This window comes from Streptomyces viridiviolaceus (assembly GCF_014650995.1).
Lineage (GTDB): Bacteria > Actinomycetota > Actinomycetes > Streptomycetales > Streptomycetaceae > Streptomyces > Streptomyces viridiviolaceus.
Window position 1 is genome coordinate 243,364 of record NZ_BMWA01000005.1, and the last position, 20,766, is coordinate 264,129.

A 20,766-nucleotide genomic window follows, 5' to 3' on the forward strand; every position below is an offset into this window, starting at 1 on the left:
CCCGGACGAGCCGTGGAGGGCGTCGCCCGCGGGAACGCGTCCGTCAGCGCTTGTCCGCGCTCCGCTCCAGCAGCGGGGCCGCGTCGGAGAGTACCCCGGCGATCCTGGTCAGCGTCGCCTCGTCCCGTTCGACCGCCTCGAGCACCGGACCGGCCGCCGTGTTCCAGCGCCGGGCGACAGCGGCCGGGTCCTCTCCGGTCAGCAGACCGGCCGCCTGCGCCGCGGCGCCGAGGGCGACGAGCTCCTTGGCCTCGGGGATCAGGACGGGGCGTCCCGACAGCCGTCGCACGGTCTGCTGCCAGGCCGTCCCGCGTGCGCCGCCACCGATCAGCAGGAGTGGAGCGGAGGGGTCCGCTTCCTCGTCGAGGACCAGGTCGAGCGCGCCGAGCAGGGAGTGGACGGCTCCGTCGTAGGCGGCCTGCAGCAGTTGGCCGGGGGTCGTGTCGTGGCGCAGGCCGTGCAGCAGGCCCGAGGAGTCGGGCAGGTTCGGGGTGCGTTCGCCGTCCAGGTAGGGCAGGAGGGTGACGCTCGTGCCCGGCTCGACGGCGTCGCGGTCCAGGCGCAGCAGGGCGGCGACGCGGTCGACGGCGAGGGTGCAGTTCAGGGTGCAGGCCAGGGGCAGCCAGTCGCCGTGCGCGTCGGCGAAGCCCGCCACGGTGCCGGTCGGGTCGGCGGGCCGGTGCCGCGACACGGCGTACACCGTGCCGGACGTACCGAGGCTCATCACCGGCACCCCCGGCCGCAGACCGAGTCCCATCGCGGCGGCGGCGTTGTCGCCGGTGCCGGGGGCGACCAGGGTGCCCTTGGAGAACGGCAGGTCGTGGCTGTCGCGCACGGTGCCGGCGACCTCACCGGGCCGCACCACCCGCGGCAGCAGCGCCGGATCGAGCCCCACGTGCGCGAGGATCTCCTCGTCGTACGACTCCGTCCCGGACGCCCACCAGCCGGTACCGGACGCGTCGCCGCGGTCGGTGGTGCCCTGACCCGTGAGGCGCTCGGTGAGGTAGTCGTGGGGGAGACGGACGGACCTGGTCGCGCGGAGCGACTCCGGTTCGTGCTCCGCCAGCCAGGCCCACTTGGTGACCGTGAAGGACGCGCTGGGCACGCTGCCCGTGCGCTCCGCCCAGGTCTTGGGGCCGCCCAGTTCCTCGACCAGGCGGCGGGCCTGCGGCGCGGAGCGCACGTCGTTCCACAGCAGGGCAGGACGCACCGGTTCGCCCCGGTCGTCCAGGGTGACGAGTCCGTGCTGCTGCCCGCCGATCGACACCGCGGCGGCCTCGTGCGCCGCCTCGCCGCACTGGCTCAGCGCCTGGCACAGGGCGTCCCACCACTGGCGCGGGTCGCTCTCACGGCCGGCCCCGGAGGACACGGCGTGGGGTGCCTGGCCGCTCGCGACGACCCGGCCGGTGGCCGCGTCGACGACCAGCGCCTTCGTGGACTGGGTGGACGTGTCCACGCCGACGACGAGCGGACCCTCGGCTGCTGACATCGGGCTACTCCCTCTTCCGCGGCTCTGCGGCATCTGACCTGGGGTTTTGCGGTGCATCCGGGTCGGTGTGACCCGGACGCCACTCTTTCGAGGACACCTTGTCCCTTCCCAGGGACGCGTCCGCATACTAATTTGTAAACTGCCATGACGAAATAGGGGCGAGCGAGCAAGGAGCCGCGGAATGAACTATCAGCCCACCCCCGAGGACAAGTTCACGTTCGGTTTGTGGACGGTCGGCTGGCAGGGCCGGGACCCCTTCGGTGATGCCACCCGGGGGGTGCTGGACCCGGTGGAGTCGGTGCGGCGGCTGGCCGAGCTGGGCGCCTACGGGGTGACCTTCCACGACGACGACCTGATCCCGTTCGGGGCCGGCGACAGCGAGCGGGAGGCGATCGTCAAGCGGTTCCGGCAGGCGCTGGACGCGACCGGCATGAAGGTGCCGATGGCGACGACGAACCTGTTCACGCATCCGGTGTTCAAGGACGGGGCGTTCACCGCCAACGACCGGGACGTGCGGCGATTCGCGCTGCGCAAGACGATCCGGAACATCGATCTGGCCGTGGAACTGGGCGCGCGCGTGTACGTCGCCTGGGGTGGCCGCGAGGGAGCGGAGTCGGGTGCCGCCAAGGACGTCCGGGACGCGCTGGAGCGGATGAAGGAGGCCTTCGATCTGCTGGGCGAGTACGTCACGGAGCAGGGCTACGACCTGAAGTTCGCGATCGAGCCGAAGCCGAACGAGCCGCGTGGGGACATCCTGCTGCCCACGGTGGGCCACGCCCTGGCGTTCATCGAGCGGCTCGAGCGGCCCGAGCTGTACGGGGTGAACCCGGAGGTCGGGCACGAGCAGATGGCGGGGCTGAACTTCCCGCACGGTATCGCGCAGGCGCTGTGGGCGGGCAAGCTGTTCCACATCGATCTCAACGGCCAGTCCGGGATCAAGTACGACCAGGACCTGCGGTTCGGTGCCGGTGACCTCCGCTCCGCGTTCTGGCTGGTGGACCTGCTGGAGTCGGCGGGGTACGCCGGTCCGCGGCACTTCGACTTCAAGCCGCCGCGTACCGAGGACATCGACGGGGTGTGGGCGTCCGCCGCGGGCTGCATGCGCAACTACCTGATCCTCAAGGACCGCGCCGCCGCCTTCCGTGCCGACCCGGCTGTGCAGGAAGCCCTCGCAGCGGCCCGCCTGGACCAGCTCGCCCAGCCCACCGCCCCGGACGGACTGGCCGGTCTGCTCGCCGACGCGTCCGCCTACGACACCTTCGACGCCGACGCGGCCGCCGCCCGCGGCATGGCCTTCGAGCAGCTCGACCAACTCGCCATGGACCACCTGCTCGGCGTCCGCTGAGCCGACCCCGGCGGATGGCTCAGGTCCCGTCCGGTTCGCGGACGGGGCCGGAGCGACCTCCCAGGTGGCGGACACCTGGCGACCGACCCGAGGCGACGGTGTTCCGGGAACGGATCCCTGCCGGCTGCCGGACGCCGTGCGGCAGCAAGTGCGGTGCCGGTGCTGGACTCGGGCCCCGCACGGAAGGTCGCGCTCCCACCGGACGAACGCCAGACGTCGGGCGGCAGCGGGCCGGGGGCGGAACGAGCAGTCGTCGCCCCTGGGAGCATGGCACCCATGACGCGTGAGAAGAGCGAAGTGACGGTTGCCCGGGGCACCGGTTCGGAGGAGTCGCTGGCCGTGGTCGCGGCGGCGATCGTGCAGCGGGGCCGCCTGCTGGTCGTGAGCAAGCAGGCCGCACCGGAGATCTTCTACCTGCCGGGGGGCAAGCCCGACGCGGGCGAGGAACCGCTGGAGGCGCTGACCCGCGAACTGGACGAGGAACTGGGCGTCCACCCCCTGGAGCCCCGTCTGCTGGCACACGTCGAGTCGGTGGCGGCGCTGGAAGGTGTCCCCATGCGGCTGACGCTCTTCCAGGCGCGCATCGAAGGGCTGCCCCGGCCCGCGGCGGAGCTCGCCGGCATGAAATGGATCTCCGGCCACGAACGCGACGTACGGCTCGCGCCCGCCGTCACGGACCACGTCCTGCCGCTGCTGAGGCAATCCGGCTCCCTGGCCGCGTAGCGCACGGTGCGGCCGGGGGAAGGCGCACGCCGGCCTCCCACTCGCCGCCCCGCAGGGCCTCTTGCCGGGCCGCTGCACCCACTCGGCCGGGAGTCGGGGCACGAAGTCATGCCCCGGTCCGGCGAGCGGGACACCGCCGGTCAGAGCCGGTAACCGGAGGCGAGACGAGCCGCCCGACCGCCGTCCGGCGGGCGCGATCGGTGCGCCACCGGGAGCTCCCGGACACCGGACAGTTCTCGTCCGGATCCGGTGCCTATCCGGTGTGCGCGTCGGGCGAACCCCAGGGCGCGCCCTGGTATCCGTACCGTGGTGGCACTGGGACGCCGGACAGTTCTCGTCCGGATCCGGTGCCTATCCGGTGTGCGCGTCGGGCGAACCCGAGGGCGCGCCCTGGCATCCGTACCGTGGTGGCACTGGGACGCCGGACAGTTCTCGTCCGGATCCGGTGCCGATCCGGTGTGCGCGTCCGGCGAACCCGAGGGCGCGCCCTGGCATCCGTACCGTGGTGGCACCGGCACTCCGGACAGTTCTCGTCCGGATCCGGTGCCGACCCGGTGTGCGCGTCCGGCGAACCCCAGGGCACGCCCTGGCACCCGCACGGGGCGGCACCGGGACTCCGGACAGCTAGCGTCCGCCTCCGGCGCCCGACCGGGTCCCTCAGAGATCGTCCCCGGCCGCCAGTGCGGCGGAGGCCAGCGCCGTCGCCGGGTCCTGGCACGCGGCGGCCACGGGCACCCAATGGCCGCGTTCCTCGCGGTAGGGCCACCAACGGCCGTCGCGGTCCAGACGGAGCTGGTACGGCGCGTCGACGACGGTCCATCGGTTGGCCCGAGCCCGCAAGGACGGCCGCTCGTCCTCGTCCCACGCCGACTCCAGGGCGGCACGCGCGCGTGCGAGCACGTCGCCCTCGACCTCCCACTCGTCCTCGAGCACGGCCACCGCGGCGCGGCCTCCGAGCCGCCAAGCGCGTACGGCCGTATCGAGCGCCTCCCGGGTGCGTCCCGACCCCTCGGCCAGGCGCTCCAGCACAGCCGGTCCGGGGCCGCCCGCGGCCAGCCGCACCGCGTCCTCGGCCGCCGTCGGCTCCCCGTCCACGGCATGCCGGTCGTGCCCGGACCGCAGCGCCTCGGCGAGCAGACGGTGCGCCTCCGCCGCCGCTCGGGAGGCCAGGAACGACAGGGCGGTCGGGTCGACCGCGGGCGCGGGCACGGTTTCGGTGTCCAGGGACGGCGGTACACCCGGCGCCTGTGGCAGCCCGGGCGCTGCGGGCGGCGGAGGCAGTACGTGCCCCGCCGCGTACGCCTCCGCCGCGTCCACGCCCTCCGGCCGGGGGGCACGCTCGGCAGGTGCGCCGCCGTGCGTCTGCAGGGCGTCCAGCAGGGCGCGTTCGCCTCGTCCGCGCATCAGCAGCAGGACGAACGGGTCCTGGTCGAGGAGGCGTGCCACCTGGTAGCAGAGCGCCGCTGTGTGCCCGCAGTGGTCCCATGCGCCGCAGTCGCACTGCGGTTCCAGATCCCCGAGGCCCGGCAGCAGGTCGATCCCTGCGGTCGCGGCGTCCTCGACCAGGTGCGGTGGCATCTCGCGGTCCAGCAGGGCGGCCACATGACCGGCCCGCTCGACCGCCATGTCGACGAGGCGATCCCATTGTTCGTCCGGCAGTTCCTCCAGCAGGACGTCGGCCCGGTGCGCGGTGCCGTCCCGGTCCTGGACGACGGCAGTCAGGCGCCCTGGCCGCACCGACACCGCGCCGACCGCTCCCGCCCGCGCGAGCCTGCGGCCCGTCTTCACCTGCGCCGCGTCCAGTGCCGCGTCCTCCAGCGCCTTCAGCCAGGCCAGGCCCCACCAGCTCTGCGCGAAGCCCCGCCCGTGCGCGGGCGGCAGCGCGGCGAACGTGCGCTCGGTGTCATCGTCGTACGCGGTCATCGCCCGCCCCCTCGCAGCTCGACCAGATCGGCCAGTTCGGCGTCCGTCAGTTCCGTGAGCGCCGCCTCGCCGGCCCCCAGCACCGAGTCGGCCAGCTCCTTCTTGCGGCTCAGCAGGGCGGCGATGCGGTCCTCGATCGTCCCCTCGGCCACCAGCCGGTGCACCTGGACGGGCCGGGTCTGGCCGATGCGGTGGGCGCGGTCGGTGGCCTGCGCCTCGACGGCCGGGTTCCACCAGCGGTCGTAGTGGACGACATGCTCCGCGCGCGTGAGGTTCAGCCCGGTGCCCGCCGCCTTCAACGACAGCAGGAAGACGGGCACCTCGCCGTCCTGGAAGCGGCGCACCATCGTCTCCCGCTCGGTGACGGACGTCCCGCCGTGCAGGAACAGCGAGGCCACTCCCCGGGAGGTCAGATGCCGTTCGAGGAGTCGTGCCATCTGCACGTACTGGGTGAAGACCAGAACACCCGCCTCCTCGGCGAGGATCGTGTCGAGCAGCTCGTCCAGGAGCTCCAGCTTCCCCGAACGGCCCGCGATCCTCGGGCGGTCCTCCTTGAGGAACTGCGCCGGGTGGTTGCAGATCTGCTTCAGGCCCGTCAGCAGCTTCACGATCAGCCCGCGCCGCGCCATGCTGTCGGCGCCCGCGATCTCCGCGAGCGCCTCGCGCACCACGGCCTCGTACAGGCCGGTCTGCTCCTGCGTCAGCGACACGGGGTGGTCGGTCTCGGTCTTCGGAGGCAGTTCGGGCGCGATGCCCGGGTCCGACTTGCGGCGGCGCAGCAGGAACGGCCGGACGAGCCGGGCCAGCCGCTCCGCCGCGGCCGGATCCTGACCGCCCTCGACGGCCCGCGCGTAGCGTCTGCGGAAGGTGCCGAGCCGGCCCAGCAGCCCCGGGGTGGCCCAGTCGAGGATCGCCCACAGTTCCGAGAGGTTGTTCTCCACCGGCGTGCCCGTGAGCGCCACGTGCGCGCGTGCGCCGATGGAGCGCAGCTGCCGGGCGGTCTCCGAGTACGGGTTCTTCACGTGCTGGGCCTCGTCCGCCACGACCATGCCCCACGGCACGGCGGCGAGCCGGCCCGCGTCCAGGCGCATGGTGCCGTAGGTGGTGAGGACGAACTCGCCGTCGGCCAGGTCCGCCAGGTCGCGCCGCGCGCCGTGGAAGCGCCGAACGGGCGTGCCGGGCGCGAACCGCTCGATCTCCCGCTGCCAGTTGCCCATCAGGGACGTCGGGCAGACCACCAGGGTGGGCCCGGCCGTCGCCGCGTGGGTCTGCCGGTGCAGGTGGAGGGCGATCAGCGTGATGGTCTTGCCGAGGCCCATGTCGTCGGCGAGACAGCAGCCCAGGCCCAACGAAGTCATGCGGGCCAGCCAGTTCAGGCCGCGCCGCTGGTAGTCGCGCAGCGTGGCGGCGAGGGCCGCCGGCTGGTCGACGGGCTCCTGCGTCTCCGGGTCGGCGAGCCGTTCCCGCAAGGCCGCCAGCCATCCCGTGGGCTGCACCTCGACGCGGCGCCCGTCGACCTCCGTGGAACCCGTCAGGGCGGCGGCGAGCGCGTCGACGGGCGTGACCTTGCGATCCTGCTGCGCGCGGGCGCGGCGCGCCTCCTGCGGATCGACGAGGACCCACTGGTCGCGCAGCCGCACCACAGGACGGTTGGCCTCCGCGAGACGGTCCAGCTCCTCGCGGGTGAGCCGCTGGTCGCCCAGGGAGAACCGCCAGTTGAAGGCGAGCAGCGCGTCCGCGGAGAGGAAGGACGTCCCGCCGTCCGAAGAGACCGCCCGCGAGTGTTGCTCGTCGTCGGACGGCCCGACCTCCGCGCGGGCGGTCAGATCCCGGGTCAGGTCCTTCGGCCAGTGCACCTCGACTCCCGTGCCGGCGAGTGCCCGGGTGCCCGCTCCGAGGAGTTCGGTGACCTCGTCGTCGGCGAGCTCGACGGCATCCGGCACGGCGGCCGACAGCAGGGGCGTGAGCGTGGGCCAGGCCCGTGCGGCACCGCGCAGTGCCAGCAGGGCGTCCATCCGCGCGCGCGGGCCGAAGGCGTCGTCCACGGTGCCGGCCCACACGTCGGCGGCGTCCGCGACGAGCGCGGGATCGCTCACGCTGTGGACCTGCAGTACCGCCCGGAAGACCGGTGCCGCATCCTCGGCGGCCACGGCCGACAGGCCGCGCACCTCGACACGCAGCGACAGCCGTACGCCCGCGTCGTGTCCCGCTGCCACATCGGCGGCCCAGGCGCGCAGCTCGGGCGCGTGCACGGGATGCCGCGCCGCGTAGGCCGGCCCGCCCGTCACCAGTGCGGCGGCGGGGGAGCGGGGCAGCGTGTCGGCGACGGCGTCGAGGAAGGCACGCACCAGCCGTTCCGGGTCGGGCAGCCGCAGCGGTCCGGAATCGTCGACCGGCACGGCATGCGCCTCGGGCGGCATCGCGGCGGCGAGGTGACGGATCCGCTCGATGTCCCGCGCGCCCAGCGCACCGGTGCGCCAGGCGTCGTGGTCGGCCCCGGACAGGCCGGGCAGGAGCAGCCCGCGTGCCACGAGATGCAGGGCTTCCACGGCGGCCGTGCCCCAGAAAATTGCCGCACGGTGCCCGTCGGCGCAGGCACGCGCGCGCGTGAGGACCGGCAGAGCCTCCCGCACCGGCAGTAGGACCGCGGGCACACTCACCAGTTCGACACCGTCGCCGTCACCCACCGGCACGACGACCCTCAGTTCCTCGGTGGCCGCCGACGGGACGGCCGAAGGTGCCCCGCCGTCGGCCCGCCAGAAGGCGACGCTGCCGGTGCGTGCGGGATCACCGGGGACGAACACGGCTCGGCAGCGGGCGAGTTCGGAGATCTCGGAGGATGTTGCCGGGAGAGGCGGCTGCGCAGTGATGACGTATTCCTCAAATTTGACTAGTGAATCCGGGTCGCCGACTGTACATGATTCCCGGGTCGGTGAGGTGTGCCCGACCTGTGTTCTGGGTCACTGTTCGGGTGAGGCGTGGCCCGTCCGGACGAAGTCGGTGACGGGTTCTCGGGGAGGCGTAAGGGTCCCGTCTCAGGGACGTCTCAGGGTCGCGGTGCGGAACCGCGGGGAGCGCGGGCCCGTTTTCAGGACAGAGAGCGGCAGTGGCCGCGAAGGAGGCGACACCATGTCGAAGAACGCCAAGATCGCCGCAGGGGGTGTGGCGGCCGGGCTCATCCTGTTGATCTGGCTGCCCTGGTGGGCCGCCCTCCTGATCGTGCTCGGAGTTCCGGCCGCCGCATATCTGACGCTGGACCCCTCGCAGCGGCGCAGGCTGCGCCGCGTGACACGCAAGGAGCTCGGCCGTTAGCGGCTAACCCCGCTTCGGGGACCCGTCGGCCAGGGAGCAGGAGTTGACCACGTCACCGTCCGCGGGCCTGTCGACCGTCCGGTCGGCAGGCGGCGGGGTGCCCCGCTCCGCCCATCCGGCCAGCGCGTCGAACGCCGACTGGAAGCAGGGCAGGATCGGCCGCAGCCGCTGCGGATACGTGTCGTACAGCCCGTCGACGTGGGTTCCGCCCTGGATCGCGTAGTAGCGGTGCAGCGCGCCTCGCCCGCTGGCGTCCACCATGCGCGCGTACACGTCTGAGTCGGCCGACTTGGGCAGCAGCGCGTCGAGATCGCCGTGCAGCGTGATCAGCGGCTTGCCGATGCGACCAGTCAGGGCGACGCGGGCCACGGCGCGGTGCACGGACGCGGGGCGCGCCGCGTAGTCGTACGCCGCGTCGGCGGGGCAGGGTGCCAGGATCTGCTCGAGCGAGGAGCCGGCGGTCGGCCCGGGGCAGCCGGGATCGTAGGACGGGTCGAACTCGGCGCGGTAGATCTTCTGCGTCAGACCCCAGTAGGCCTTCTCGTGGTACGGCCACAGGAACTCGGAGCCACGCGCGAAGCCCACCGCGTACAGGTCCTCGTCCCGTGCCGCGCCGGACATCCGGGCCACCGTCGGGGGAAGGGACGTGAGCAGGTTGGGTCCGTCGGCGGTCCACAGCGCGCCCTCCCAGTCCACGCCGCCGTCGTACAGCTCCGGGTGGTTCTCCAGCTGCCAGCGAGTGAGGTAGCCGCCGTTGGAGATGCCGGCGATGTACGTGCGGCGCGGCGCGTGGCCGTAGCGCTGGGCCACCGCACGCCGGGCCGCCCGGGTGAGTTCGGTCGTCCGCTTGTTCCACTCGGCCACCGCGTCCCCCGGTCGGCGGCCGTCCCGGTAGAAGTCCGCCCCGCTGTTGCCCTTGTCGGTCGCGGCGTACGCATACCCCTGGGCCAGGACCCGGTCGGAGATCGCCCGGTCCGTGGCGTACTGCTTGCGCGTGCCCGGCGCGCCCGTCACGACGAGGCCGCCGTTCCAGTGGTCCGGCAGCCGGATCACGAACTGCGCGTCGTGCCGCCAGCCATGGGTGGCGTTGAAGCGCGAGGAATCCGGGAAGTAGCCGTCGACCTGGATCCCCGGGACGCCGGACGGTGTGCGGGTGGCGGCGGCCGTCAGCCCGGCCTGGTCGGCCAGGTCGGTGTACGGGGTGCCCGCCAGCCCGGTGGTGGTCAGGTCGCCCAGACAGGCGGTGCGCTGGAACTCCGCACCCGGCACGCGCACGCGGTCCTGGCGTGCACAGTGCTGACCCTCCACCGTCGCGGCGGCCGGGGCGGGCCCGGCGAGCGTGGCTGCCGTCAGGACGGCGGTCAGGAACGGAACACCACGGGACAGACGCATCGGGGCCTCCAGGGCACGACGGGGAGTCACGGCGGACGTTGCAGCCGAGGGCTGCCCCATGGTGCGGGCCCACCCCGACCACATCCATGGGTTGAAGCCACATGGAGGGAAGGCCGGGCATAGGTGCTGAAGACAGTCGGGGAGAGGGTGCTTCCCGCCGCAGAGGGGGAAACCTCCCGGGACGCCTGTGTCAGCTCGGCCGTACGGCCATCTTGTCGAGGGCCTCCAGGAGCCCGGGCAGCTCCGGTCCACGGCCCACCGGCAGCACTTCACCGGGTTCCTCGTCGAGCAGGACGAACGCGATGTCGTCGGTCCTGGCCACGAGCGACCAGCCCGGGCCGTCGGCGCGCAGGGTCCGCGCGTCGCCCGGCGCGAACGACGACCGGACCCGCCCGAGCGGAGGGGGAGTGTCGACGTAGGCCCGGACCTCCGCGAGCACCCGCCGGACACCGCTGTGCCCCGCGGCCCCGTGCCCGGCCTCGGCCTCTTCCTCGGCACCCGCCTCCTCGGTCTCCTCGGACCCCCGGCCCGGTCCCCCGACGGAGCCGGAGCCGCCGTTGGGCACCGGAAAGTCCGCGTCGTCGACCTGTTCCCGCCACTGCGCCCACTGCATGGCGATCTCGTCGGCCCCGAGACGCCGCTGCGCGGGCCCCCACAGGCTGGTGTCCGGCGGCGACAGCGGAGGCCGGTCGGCGGACTCGGGGCCGGGGTCGTGGGGCGCCGGCACGCCGGGAGCCGCCACGGCGACCGCGAGAGGCCAGCCGGGCAAGGCGGCGACGACCGTGCGCTCGTCCGGCGACAGGTCGTACTCCATGCCGCAGTCCCAGGACGCGATGGCGACCGCGACCAGCGAGACGTCGTCGATGACGACGGTCCACCGGGCGCCGTCCCCGTCCTGGCCGAGCACCAGACCGTAACCGTCGGCCAGCGGCGGGAGACCGAGCGCCGCGCACGCCTCCGGATAGTCGTCGCCCAGCACGCTCGGGAACTTCGCCGGCGTCAGCAGCACCGCCGTGAGCACGTAGAGCGCATCGTCCTCGGCGGCGACGGCGTCCTCGTCCGTCCCGGCCATCCCAGCCTCCCCATCGGTTCGTCCATCGGCGCGCACCCTAGTGCGACCGGAAGGCGCTTGTCACGACTCCTCGGCGCGGCCGAGCTGCAGTTTTCCGGCTGGAGGGGGCGAAATCGACCACCGGTGACGCCGTGTGGCTCACACTGCCGGAAGCCCGAGGAGCCCCCGGGCCACGTCCCGCGTCGACTCGCCGCGTTCGCGTGCGAGCGCGATGACGGCCCGGCACGCCAGCTCGTTCACCCCGAACGACAGCGCCTCGGGCGAGACCCAGCCCGCCGCCTCGTCCATCCGCTCCTGGTCGTCCTCCGCACACGCCGAGACGTACGTGGCGGCTGCCTCGAAGAGATTGTGCGAGCGCGTCTCCCGCCCCGGTTTCCCCTCCGCACGCCGACCGTCGGAGAATCTGCCCCACGCCTCGCGGATACTGCTGAACAAGCTGACCACGTTCCCCCCTGTGGTTGCCATGACCGGTCGTTCATGTCCTGCTGTTCAACGTAGAGTTGAACCTTCGACGGCAGAAGGGGACGGCCACGGTGAAGCGCTTCGAGCGGCTGGGACAGATCCGGCGGATGGACCCGTACCGGGACGCTTCGGAGATCTATCGGCTCGCATCGGCCTACGAGTTCCCGTGGGACTTCACCCGTGCGCTCGAGCTGGCCCTCTACCGCACCTACGCCGTCCCCAGCATCGGCCGGCTGCTGGCCGAAACGGCGGAGCTGACCGACCGGTCGCAGAAGCGGTACGACGACACGGTGCTGCTCCTCGACGCCGTCGTCGAGCACGGGTTCGGCAGCGAACAGGGGCGCACGGCGATCCGCCGCGTCAACCAGATGCACCGCAGCTACGACATCAGCAACGACGACATGCGGTACGTCCTGTGCACGTTCGTCGTGATGCCCAAGCGCTGGATCGACGCCTACGGATGGCGCAGGTTGTCCCGCCACGAGACCATCGCCTGCGCTGTTCACTACCGAACGCTGGGGCGGCACATGGGCATCAGGGACATCCCCGAGTCGTACGAGGAGTTCGAAGCCTGTCTCGACGCCTACGAGGCGGCCCACTTCGCCTGGGACGAGGGCGCGCGACGGGTTTCCGACGCCACGCTCGACCTCATGACCTCCTGGTACCCGCGCCCGCTCGCTCCTGTGCTGCGCACGGCCACGCTGGCCCTGCTCGACGATCCCCTGCTGCGGGCCTTCCGCTACTCCCCGCCGAGTCCCGCCACCCGCGCGCTCGTGCGCCGAGCGGTACGGCTGCGCGGCCGTGCGGTCCGACTGATGCCACCGCGGAGCGCCGCCCACCACGCCCGGCAGAACTGGGAGGTCAAGGGCTACCCGAACGGCTACCGGCTGGAGGATCTGGGCACCCGCCCGGTTCCCGGCGTACGGGGCTGCCCCGTGCGGCACGTCGACGCGTCAGCCGTCGAGTGAGCGGATCGTGTCCCTCAGCCAGCTGAGTTCGGCCCGTGAGGTGGCCCGCGCGATGGTCAGGACGCCCCGTCGGAAGGGGTCGTCCAGTTCCTCGGCCCGCAGTGGCCGGTCACCGTCGTAGAAGAAGCTGGCGGGCTCCTCCAGAAAGGCCAGCCGGCGGCGGAGCACCGCGGCCTGGGCGGCGGAATCATCGAGGTGCCGCAGGAAGGCGAGCACCGTGAACCAGCGGTTCTCGTCGGTGATGTCGCGCTGGGCGGGCTCGGCGAGCCGGCGGCGGAGTTCCTGCCGGCCCTCCTCGGTGAGCGTCAGGACATGACGCGGGGCGGCCACGGAGCCGGGCTGCGTGGCACGCGCGAGGAGACCCGCCTTCTCCAGACGCTTGATCGCGGGGTACAGCGTGCTCTCGGCGACGGGACGCACGTGCCCGGTGAGCGCCGTGATGCGCTTGCGCAGTTCGTAGCCGTGCAGCGGGGCGTCGTACAGGAATCCGAGGATGGCGAGCTCCAGCATGCCCGCATTCTCTCTCATCGCCGGTGTACATCGGTGTCTTCATACTCCACTGACGCAATACCTCGTAGTCGAGGTATCCTCTCCTCGTGGGCGGGAACGTCGCTGCCCGACCGAGGGAGGACACGATGGAGCAGGCCGAGTTCGACGGCAGGGGGAGCCGTATCCGCTGGACCGAGACGCCGGGGGCGGAACCCGCGCGTGTGTACGTGCACGGGCTGGGATCGGTCTCGGCCGTGTACCACGCCCACATCGCCGCCCGTCCCGAACTCGCCGGCCGGCGCAGCCTGTTCGTCGACCTGCCCGGCCACGGCATCAGCGACCGGCCCCAGGACTTCGGCTACTCGCTCGAGGACCACGCCGACGCCCTGGCGGCGGCGCTGGACGCGGCGGGCCTGACCGGCGCCGAACTGATCGCACACAGCATGGGCGGCGCCGTCGCCCTCGTCCTCGCCCACCGGCGGCCCGAACTCGTCTCCCGCCTGGTCCTCGCGGAGGCCAACCTGGACGCCTTCCCGCCGCCGAGCGCGGGCAGCAGCGGCATCGCCGCCCACGAGGAGGACGACTTCGTCACCGGCGCGTACGCGCGCGTACTGCAGAGCGTCGGACCCCTGTGGGCGGCGACCATGCGGCTGGCCGACCCGCGCGCACTGCACCGTTCCGCCGTCGGGCTCCGGAACGGATCGGAGCCCCCGATGCGCACGATCCTCGAAGCGCTGCCGGTCGACCGCGTGTACCTCCAGGGCGAACTCAGCGGCGAGCTGGAGGGCCGGGAGGCGCTTCGCGCCGCGGGCGTGCGCGTGGTGACCGTGCCCGGCGCCGGGCACAACGTCATGTTCGACAACCCCGACGCGTTCGCGGCGGCTGTCGCGGGCCAGGGCTGAACGATCAGCCCTCGCGGACGGCCAGAGCCAGGAACCGGGCGTCCTCGTCGACGTACGACGTCATGCGCCACCCGGAACCGGCCAGCAGCGGACGGAGGTTGGGCTCCGCGCGCAGGTCGCCGGGCGTGATCTGCCGTCCTTGCCGGGCCGCGAGCGCCGCCCTCCCGATCGGGTGGAACAGCGCCAGCACACCACCGGGACGCACCACGCGCGCCAGCTCCCGCAGGTTTCCCGCCGGGTCCGGCAGATGCGCGACGAGGCCCGCGGCGAACACGGCGTCGAGCGACCGCGACCGCAGCGGCAGCGCGGCGACATCGGCCAGCAGCAGCCGCCCGTCACGGTCCCGGCCGGCCCGTACGGCGGCCTGGAGCATGGCGGGCGTCAGATCGGCCCCGACGACCGTCCCTGACGGTCCCACGGCCGCCCGAAGCGGCGGCAGGGCGCGTCCGGTGCCGCAGCCCGCGTCGAGCACGTGGTCCCCCGGACGCAGGCCCAGCTCGGCGACCGCGGCCGCGTAGGCGGGGCCGTCGTCGGGAAACCGGCTGTCCCAGTCGGCGGCGCGGGCGGTGAAGAATTCCTGGACGTGTGTGTGGTCGTCGCTCATGTTCCGCATGATTCCTCACCGGCACGGATGACGCCGCAGTGCGCATGTTCGGGCGTGACGCGATCGTTCCAGCACACCGCTGCGTCATATCCCAGCAGCTTTCGAAATGCGCCCCTGTTGTGCACCCCTGCCCGGACTAGCGTCCCGGGGCCATGGGACACCTGGACCACGCCGCCCTGGGCTGGCTGACCCCCGTGCTGTCGTACGCGATGGCCTGTACGGGCGCCGCCCTCGGACTGCGCTGCACCGTGCGCGCCCTCGGCGCCACCGGACGCTCGCGCCGCAACTGGCTCCTCACCGCCGCCTCGGCGATCGGCACGGGCATCTGGACGATGCACTTCGTGGCCATGCTCGGCTTCCGCGCCAGCGGCACCGACATCCGCTACGACGTGCCGCTCACCCTCACGAGTCTGCTGGTGGCCGTGATCGTCGTCTGCGCCGGGGTCTTCGCGGTCGGCTACGGCCGGGACCGCGGCCGTGCACTCCTGCTCGGCGGGCTCACCACCGGCCTCGGCGTCGCGAGCATGCACTACCTCGGCATGGCGGCCGTGCGACTGCACGGTGACGTGAGCTACGACCCGATGCTCGTCGGACTCTCCGTCCTGATCGCCGTCGCCGCGGCCACGGCGGCCCTGTGGGCGGCGCTCAACATCAAGTCGCCCGTCGCGGTCACACTCGCCTCGCTGATCATGGGGGCGGCGGTGAGCAGCATGCACTACACCGGGATGCTCGCGGTGAGCGTGCGTGTCACGCCGTCGAGCGAGTCTCTGTCCGGGGCCACGGCGATGCAGTTCATCTTCCCGCTCGCCGTCGGCCTCGGCTCCTACCTGTTCCTGACCTCGGCCTTCGTCGCGCTGTCGCCGACGGCGGGAGAGCGCGAGGCGTCCGCCTCGGCCCAGCAGCCCGTCGAGAGCGCCGCCCGCTAGCGGCGCACCCTCGACGGCCCGGACGGAACGCCCCGAACCAGTACCCAGCGAGGAGGCCATGCGTACACCCCGTACGACCCCCGCAGCCGGCGCCGAGACGCCGTCCCCGCCCCCCGTGCGCGGCCGACGGGCGCACGCCGGGCCACCAGCCGACGAAGGCCCGGCCGAGCCTGCGGACGCGGCACCGGAAGCGGCCGCCCCGCGTGCCTGGCGCCGACGTGTCCGGCCCCGCACCGTGCGCGCCAAGATCGTCTGCCTGCTGATGGTGCCGGTCGTCTCCCTGCTGGCCCTCTGGGCGTACGCCACCGTCACCACCGCCCAGGACATCTCCCGGCTGCGGCAGGTGCAGCGCGTGGACGCCCAGGTCCGGACTCCCGTGCGCGCCGCCGTGGCCGCGTTGCAGGCAGAGCGCCTGGCCGCGGTGCGCCTCGCCACCGATCCGACGGCCGTGCCGGAAGACGACTACAAGGAGCTTTCCGCACGGACCGACGGGGCCGTGCGGAAACTGCGGCTCGGCGAGCGCAACACCGTCGCCGACAGCGAGGAACTGCCCGCCGGGGTGGCTCGGCGGCTCGAAGGTTTCGTCAGCGGCGTCGAGGGGCTGGGTCCCCTGCGTACCGCCGTGCTGGACCGCCGTACGGGCTGGGAGGAGACGTACAGGCAGTACACGAAGGCCATCTCGGCGGCCTTCGGGGTGGGCGGCGCGCTGAGCGGCATCCAGGACGCCGATCCCGGGTCCGACGCGCGCGTGCTGGTCGAATTCTCCCGCGCGGGCGAGGCGTTGGCCCAGGAGGACGCGGTGCTCGCCAGTGGCCGCCTCGACGGAGGCCTCGACGGCGAGCGGCTGCGGCTGTTCACCGGCGCCGTCGCCACACGGCGGGCCCTGACCGAGTCGGCCGTCGCCGACCTGGGCGGCTCGCAACGCACCGCCTGGCAGGAGCTCGCCGCCGGCGGCGACTACGCGACCCTGAGCGCCGCCGAGGACAAGCTGCTGGCCGGCGGTCCGGGCGCACGGGCGCTCGGCACGGCAGCACCCCGGACCACCTGGGACGGGGTGCACGCGCGCGTACAGGACGGCATGCGGTCGATCGAACGGGACGCCGCGCGAGACGTCGCGGACCGGGCCGACCCCTTCACCCGGGGCGTGCTCACCCCGGCCGGGGCCGCGGTCCTCCTCGGCCTCGCCGCGGTCGCCGCGTCGCTCGTCATCTCCGTCCGCATCGGCCGCGGTCTCGTCGTCGAGCTGATCAGCCTGCGCAACAGCGCCCTGGGGATCGCCCGGCGCAAACTCCCCGAGGCCATGCGGCGACTGCGCGCGGGGGAGGAGATCGACATCCGCTCCGAGGCCCCGCCCAAGCCGCCCGCCGAGGACGAGACCGGTCAGGTGGCCGAGGCCCTGGGCACCGTGCACCGCGCCGCGCTGCGTGCCGCCGTGGAACGCGCCGAGCTCGCCAGCGGCATCTCCGGGGTCTTCGTCAACCTCGCCCGCCGCAGCCAGGTCCTCGTCCACCGCCAGCTGAGCCTCCTGGACAGCATGGAACGCCGCTCCGACGACCCGAACGAGCTGAGCGACCTCTTCCGTCTGGACCACCTCACCACGCGGATGCGGCGCCACGCCGAGAGCCTGATCATCCTCTCCGGCGCGGCACCCGGGCGGGCCTGGCGCATGCCGGTATCCCTGACGAACGTGGTCCGCGCGGCCGTCTCCGAGATCGAGGACTACGCGCGCGTGGAGGTGCGCCGGCTTCCCGAGGCGTCCGTCATCGGGGCCGCGGTCGCCGACCTCACCCACCTCCTGGCCGAGATCATCGAGAACGCCGCCCAGTTCTCGCCGCCCCACACGCGCGTGCGCGTCACCGGCGAGCCCGTCGGCAACGGCTACGCGGTCGAGGTGGAGGACCGCGGGCTCGGCATGGGCAGGGAAACCCTGGCCGAGGCCAACCGCCGCATCGCCCAGTCCGAGGCACTCGACCTGTTCGACAGCGACCGGCTTGGCCTGTTCGTGGTGAGCCGGCTCGCGGCCCGGCACGGCATCAAGGTGCACCTGCGGACCTCGCCCTACGGCGGCACCACCGCCGTCGTGCTGCTGCCCACCGCTCTGCTGCACAGTGGTGCGGCGGAACCTTCCCTCCCGGAGACACCGGAGACACCGCAGCTCCAGGAGCGCTCGTACGCGCGCGTGCCGGACGCCGTGCCGGACCAGGAGCCCGTCGCCGCACCGGCGGACCGGCCGGCACTGGTGGCACCCGTACCGGCCGCGGCGGAGAACACGGCGCCGAGCCCACCCCGAGGAGTCTCCGCCTTGCGACTGCACCGGCCCCACGACGACTCCGCGGACACCGACGACCTGCCCCGTCGCGTGCGGCAGGCCAGCCTCGCCCCCCAACTGCGCGACGGGCGACCGGCGGAACCCGCGCCGCCCCCGGCCCACGGAGACGACGAGCGCACCCCCGAACTCGTACGGGACCGCATGGCGGCCTACCGGGACGGCTGGACGCGCGGTGGCGGCCGGAAACCCGGCCGTGGGGCCCCGCCCGCACCGACGGTCGGCAGCAACAGCAGCGAAGGAGACCCCGCATGATCCAGGACCCGAGCATGAAGACCGCCCAGCGGTCCGGCGAACTCGACTGGCTGCTGGACGACTTGGTCGTGCGTGTGGGCGAAGTGCGGCACGCCGTGGTGCTGTCGAACGACGGTCTCGCGGTGGGCGCGTCGAGCGGCCTCGGCCGCGAGGACGCCGAGCACCTGGCCGCGGTCGCCTCCGGCTTCCACAGCCTGGCCAAGGGCGCGGGCCGGCACTTCGGCGCGGGGGGCGTGCGGCAGACCATGGTGGAGATGGACGACGGATTCCTGTTCGTGGCCGCCGCGGGCGACGGCTCCTGCCTCGCCGTCCTCACCGCCGTGACGGCCGACATAGGACTGGTGGCCTACGAGATGGCCCGACTGGTCAAACGCGTAGGGGAGCACCTCTACACGGCGCCCCGCGCCACCGCGCGTCCGTCCGCCGCCGGATGATCCGGGAGGGCGGTCCGTACAGATGACCGAGGACACGACGGGCGGCCCGAACCGGCTGGGCAGCCAGTGGTACGACAGCGAGGCCGGGCCCCTCGTCCGCCCGTACGCGATGACGGGCGGACGCACCCGGTCAGGCCCCGCCGGCGTGCGTTTCGACCTCATCTCCCTCGTGACGCTGGACCCCGGCGCACCCGGAGCCGACGAGACCGCGCTCGGACCGGAACACCGGGCCCTGATCGACCTGTGCCGCACCGAGACCCAGTCGGTCGCCGAACTCGCCGCAGGCGCCGACCTGCCGGTGGGCGTCGTGAGGGTGCTCCTGGGCGACCTGGTGGAACTCGGCTCCGTCACCGTCAGCCGTCCCGTACCGCCCGCGCAGCTGCCCGACGAGCGGATCCTGCGCGAAGTGATCGACGGACTGCGCGCGCTGTAGAGGAGAGCCGAGAAGCCATGACAGGAAAGAACGTTCACGACCGTCCCGACATCCGCGGTGTCTCCCGCTGCCCGCACTCCCGAGAGAAGTGATCGATGGTCTCCGAGCACTCCGACGCCACGGGCGGCGAGACGGCCGCGCTGGCACTGAAGATACTGGTCGCCGGAGGTTTCGGCGTGGGCAAGACCACCCTGGTGGGCGCGGTCAGTGAGATCAGGCCGCTGCGTACGGAGGAACTGCTCAGCGAGGCGGGACAGTCGGTGGACGACCTCGACGGCGTCGACCAGAAGGTCACCACGACCGTCGCCATGGACTTCGGTCGCATCACCATCCGGTCCGGACTCTCCCTGTACCTCTTCGGCACACCGGGCCAGGACCGCTTCTGGTTCCTGTGGGACGAACTGTCACAGGGGGCCCTCGGCGCCGTCGTCCTCGCGGACACCAGGCGCCTGGAGGACTGCTTCCCGGCGGTGGACTACTTCGAGCACCGGCGCATCCCGTTCGTCGTCGCCGTCAACTGCTTCGCGGGCGCGCGACGTCACGGCCCCCAGGACGTCTCGCGCGCCCTCGACCTCGACCGGGGAACGCCCGTGGTGCTGTGCGACGCCCGGGACCGCGACTCGGGAAAGGAGGTGCTGATCCGGCTCGTCGAGTACGCCGGGCGGATGCACACCGCCCGGCTGCTGGACTCGGTGGGCTGACCGGCTCCCTCCGCCCGGGGAGCCGGCCTCAGCCCGCCACGGCCTTCTGGGCCAGGACCTTGTCCACGGTGACGCGGACGAGGAGTTCGCCGGGAACACCGTTGCGGGCCCCGAACTCCTCGGCGCGTTCCTCGCCCATGTACCGGGCGCCGATGCGTGCGGCCCAGTGCCGCAGGTCGTCCAGGTCCTCCGAGATCCGGGCGCGGCCCTGGAGCACGACGTAGTCGAAGGGAGGCCGGTCGTCGTCCACACACAGGGCGACCCGGCCGTCACGGGCGAGATTGCGTCCCTTCACGGTCTCCTTGCCGGTGTTGAACACCACGTCGTCCCCGTCGAGCAGGAACCAGATCGGTGCCACGTGCGGACTGCCGTCCGCGCGGACGGTCGAGAGCTTTCCCGTGCGGGTGCCGTACGAGACGAACTCCCGCCACTCCTCATCGGTCATCTTCTGTGCCATGCCCCCATCCTCCTTGCCCGGAGCCCGGGGGTGGGGAAGGCTGGCTGGCAGGTCCCCCGGCCAGGGGGAGACCGCGCATGGAGACCACACGGGGAGACCGGAACATGGCACAGAACCAGGGACTCGGCTGGCTGCTGGACGACCTGACCGAACGCGTCGAGCACGTGCGCCATGCGTTGGTCCTGTCCAACGACGGACTGGTGACCGGAGCCAGCACCGGCCTGCGGCGCGAGGACGCGGAGCACCTCGCCGCCGTCTCGTCCGGACTGCACAGCCTGGCCAAGGGCTCCGGCCGCCACTTCGGCGCCGGCCAGGTCCGTCAGACGATGGTCGAATTCGACGACGCGGTGCTGTTCGTCACCGCGGCGGGCTCCGGCAGCTGTCTGTGCGTGCTCAGCGGTGCGGAAGCCGACATCGGTCAGATCGCCTACGAGATGACACTCCTCGTGAACCGGGTCGGCGAGCACCTCGACGTCGATGCGCGGCAGCCGGACCGGACGCCGTCCATAGACCTTTGACCTGCGGTTTTCCACCCCGTTGAGTCGGCCGCAGA

20 protein-coding genes are annotated in these 20,766 nt (G+C 72.9%); 11 read left to right on the forward strand and 9 right to left on the reverse strand.

What is annotated here, in order from left to right:
- Window positions 1-43 precede the first annotated feature (43 nt).
- Window positions 44-1,489 (reverse strand): xylulokinase, encoded by a 1,446-nt coding sequence (gene xylB / locus IE260_RS08915; protein ID WP_189869940.1) that lies wholly within the window; start codon window positions 1,487-1,489, stop codon window positions 44-46.
- Window positions 1,490-1,670: 181 nt separating this feature from the next.
- Here xylB and xylA point away from each other — a divergent pair, with 181 nt between their 5' ends.
- Window positions 1,671-2,834: a xylose isomerase gene (xylA, locus tag IE260_RS08920; protein WP_189869941.1), complete on the forward strand. Its 1,164-nt coding sequence runs from the start codon at window positions 1,671-1,673 to the stop codon at window positions 2,832-2,834.
- A gap of 276 nt (window positions 2,835-3,110) precedes the next feature.
- Window positions 3,111-3,557, forward strand: a complete 447-nt coding sequence (locus IE260_RS08925; protein ID WP_189869942.1) for an NUDIX hydrolase — start codon at window positions 3,111-3,113, stop codon at window positions 3,555-3,557.
- 657 nt (window positions 3,558-4,214) lie between these two features.
- On the opposite strand, the gene IE260_RS08930 is transcribed toward IE260_RS08925, so the two are convergent.
- A complete protein-coding gene (locus IE260_RS08930) occupies window positions 4,215-5,480 on the reverse strand; it encodes an SWF or SNF family helicase (RefSeq protein WP_189869943.1) in 1,266 nt (421 codons plus the stop codon).
- On the reverse strand, window positions 5,477-8,284 hold the full coding sequence (locus tag IE260_RS08935) for an SCO1167/SCO6262 family helicase (RefSeq protein WP_373303325.1): 2,808 nt from the start codon (window positions 8,282-8,284) through the stop codon (window positions 5,477-5,479). Before IE260_RS08935 ends, IE260_RS08930 begins: the two co-directional genes overlap by 4 nt.
- 325 nt (window positions 8,285-8,609) lie before the next feature.
- Here IE260_RS08935 and IE260_RS08940 point away from each other — a divergent pair, with 325 nt between their 5' ends.
- Entirely contained in the window at window positions 8,610-8,792 is a 183-nt protein-coding gene (locus IE260_RS08940) for a tail-anchor membrane protein (protein ID WP_086731275.1), read from the forward strand.
- A gap of 3 nt (window positions 8,793-8,795) precedes the next feature.
- Here the strand turns inward: IE260_RS08940 and IE260_RS08945 are convergent, their stop codons facing one another.
- From IE260_RS08945 to IE260_RS08955, 3 genes are all read right to left on the reverse strand, one after another.
- Window positions 8,796-10,184 carry a tannase/feruloyl esterase family alpha/beta hydrolase gene (locus IE260_RS08945; protein ID WP_189869944.1) on the reverse strand — a complete coding sequence of 463 codons (1,389 nt, stop codon included), beginning with the start codon at window positions 10,182-10,184 and terminating at the stop codon, window positions 8,796-8,798.
- Window positions 10,185-10,374: 190 nt separating this feature from the next.
- Entirely contained in the window at window positions 10,375-11,256 is an 882-nt protein-coding gene (locus IE260_RS08950) for a hypothetical protein (protein WP_189869945.1), read from the reverse strand.
- Between the two features lie 138 nt (window positions 11,257-11,394).
- Window positions 11,395-11,691, reverse strand: coding sequence for a hypothetical protein (locus IE260_RS08955; protein ID WP_189869946.1), 297 nt, complete (start codon window positions 11,689-11,691; stop codon window positions 11,395-11,397).
- A 98-nt stretch (window positions 11,692-11,789) separates the two neighbouring features.
- Between IE260_RS08955 and IE260_RS08960 the strand changes: the two genes are divergently transcribed.
- Window positions 11,790-12,686, forward strand: coding sequence for an oxygenase MpaB family protein (locus IE260_RS08960; protein ID WP_189869947.1), 897 nt, complete (start codon window positions 11,790-11,792; stop codon window positions 12,684-12,686).
- On the opposite strand, the gene IE260_RS08965 is transcribed toward IE260_RS08960, so the two are convergent.
- Window positions 12,672-13,196: a PadR family transcriptional regulator gene (locus tag IE260_RS08965; protein ID WP_189869948.1), complete on the reverse strand. Its 525-nt coding sequence runs from the start codon at window positions 13,194-13,196 to the stop codon at window positions 12,672-12,674. The two genes, IE260_RS08960 and IE260_RS08965, sit on opposite strands and share 15 nt — an antisense overlap.
- A gap of 125 nt (window positions 13,197-13,321) precedes the next feature.
- Between IE260_RS08965 and IE260_RS08970 the strand changes: the two genes are divergently transcribed.
- Window positions 13,322-14,077, forward strand: a complete 756-nt coding sequence (locus IE260_RS08970) for an alpha/beta fold hydrolase (RefSeq protein WP_189869949.1) — start codon at window positions 13,322-13,324, stop codon at window positions 14,075-14,077.
- A 4-nt stretch (window positions 14,078-14,081) separates the two neighbouring features.
- Here IE260_RS08970 and IE260_RS08975 read toward each other — a convergent pair whose 3' ends face one another.
- Window positions 14,082-14,681 carry a class I SAM-dependent methyltransferase gene (locus IE260_RS08975; RefSeq protein ID WP_189869950.1) on the reverse strand — a complete coding sequence of 200 codons (600 nt, stop codon included), beginning with the start codon at window positions 14,679-14,681 and terminating at the stop codon, window positions 14,082-14,084.
- Window positions 14,682-14,833: 152 nt separating this feature from the next.
- Here IE260_RS08975 and IE260_RS08980 point away from each other — a divergent pair, with 152 nt between their 5' ends.
- From IE260_RS08980 to IE260_RS09000, 5 genes are all read left to right on the forward strand, one after another.
- Window positions 14,834-15,607, forward strand: a complete 774-nt coding sequence (locus tag IE260_RS08980; RefSeq protein ID WP_189869951.1) for an MHYT domain-containing protein — start codon at window positions 14,834-14,836, stop codon at window positions 15,605-15,607.
- Window positions 15,608-15,665: 58 nt separating this feature from the next.
- Entirely contained in the window at window positions 15,666-18,188 is a 2,523-nt protein-coding gene (locus IE260_RS08985) for a sensor histidine kinase (RefSeq protein WP_189869952.1), read from the forward strand.
- Window positions 18,185-18,622 carry a roadblock/LC7 domain-containing protein gene (locus tag IE260_RS08990; protein WP_189869953.1) on the forward strand — a complete coding sequence of 146 codons (438 nt, stop codon included), beginning with the start codon at window positions 18,185-18,187 and terminating at the stop codon, window positions 18,620-18,622. Before IE260_RS08985 ends, IE260_RS08990 begins: the two co-directional genes overlap by 4 nt.
- A 22-nt stretch (window positions 18,623-18,644) precedes the next feature.
- Window positions 18,645-19,055: a DUF742 domain-containing protein gene (locus tag IE260_RS08995; protein ID WP_189869954.1), complete on the forward strand. Its 411-nt coding sequence runs from the start codon at window positions 18,645-18,647 to the stop codon at window positions 19,053-19,055.
- 95 nt (window positions 19,056-19,150) lie between these two features.
- Entirely contained in the window at window positions 19,151-19,756 is a 606-nt protein-coding gene (locus IE260_RS09000; RefSeq protein WP_189869955.1) for a GTP-binding protein, read from the forward strand.
- Window positions 19,757-19,784: 28 nt separating this feature from the next.
- On the opposite strand, the gene IE260_RS09005 is transcribed toward IE260_RS09000, so the two are convergent.
- Complete coding sequence (locus IE260_RS09005; protein ID WP_189869956.1) at window positions 19,785-20,213, reverse strand: PPOX class F420-dependent oxidoreductase; 429 nt, start codon at window positions 20,211-20,213, stop codon at window positions 19,785-19,787.
- A 104-nt stretch (window positions 20,214-20,317) separates the two neighbouring features.
- On the opposite strand from IE260_RS09005, the gene IE260_RS09010 reads away from it, so the two are divergent.
- Complete coding sequence (locus tag IE260_RS09010; protein WP_189869957.1) at window positions 20,318-20,731, forward strand: roadblock/LC7 domain-containing protein; 414 nt, start codon at window positions 20,318-20,320, stop codon at window positions 20,729-20,731.
- The last annotated feature ends 35 nt before the right edge of the window (window positions 20,732-20,766 follow it).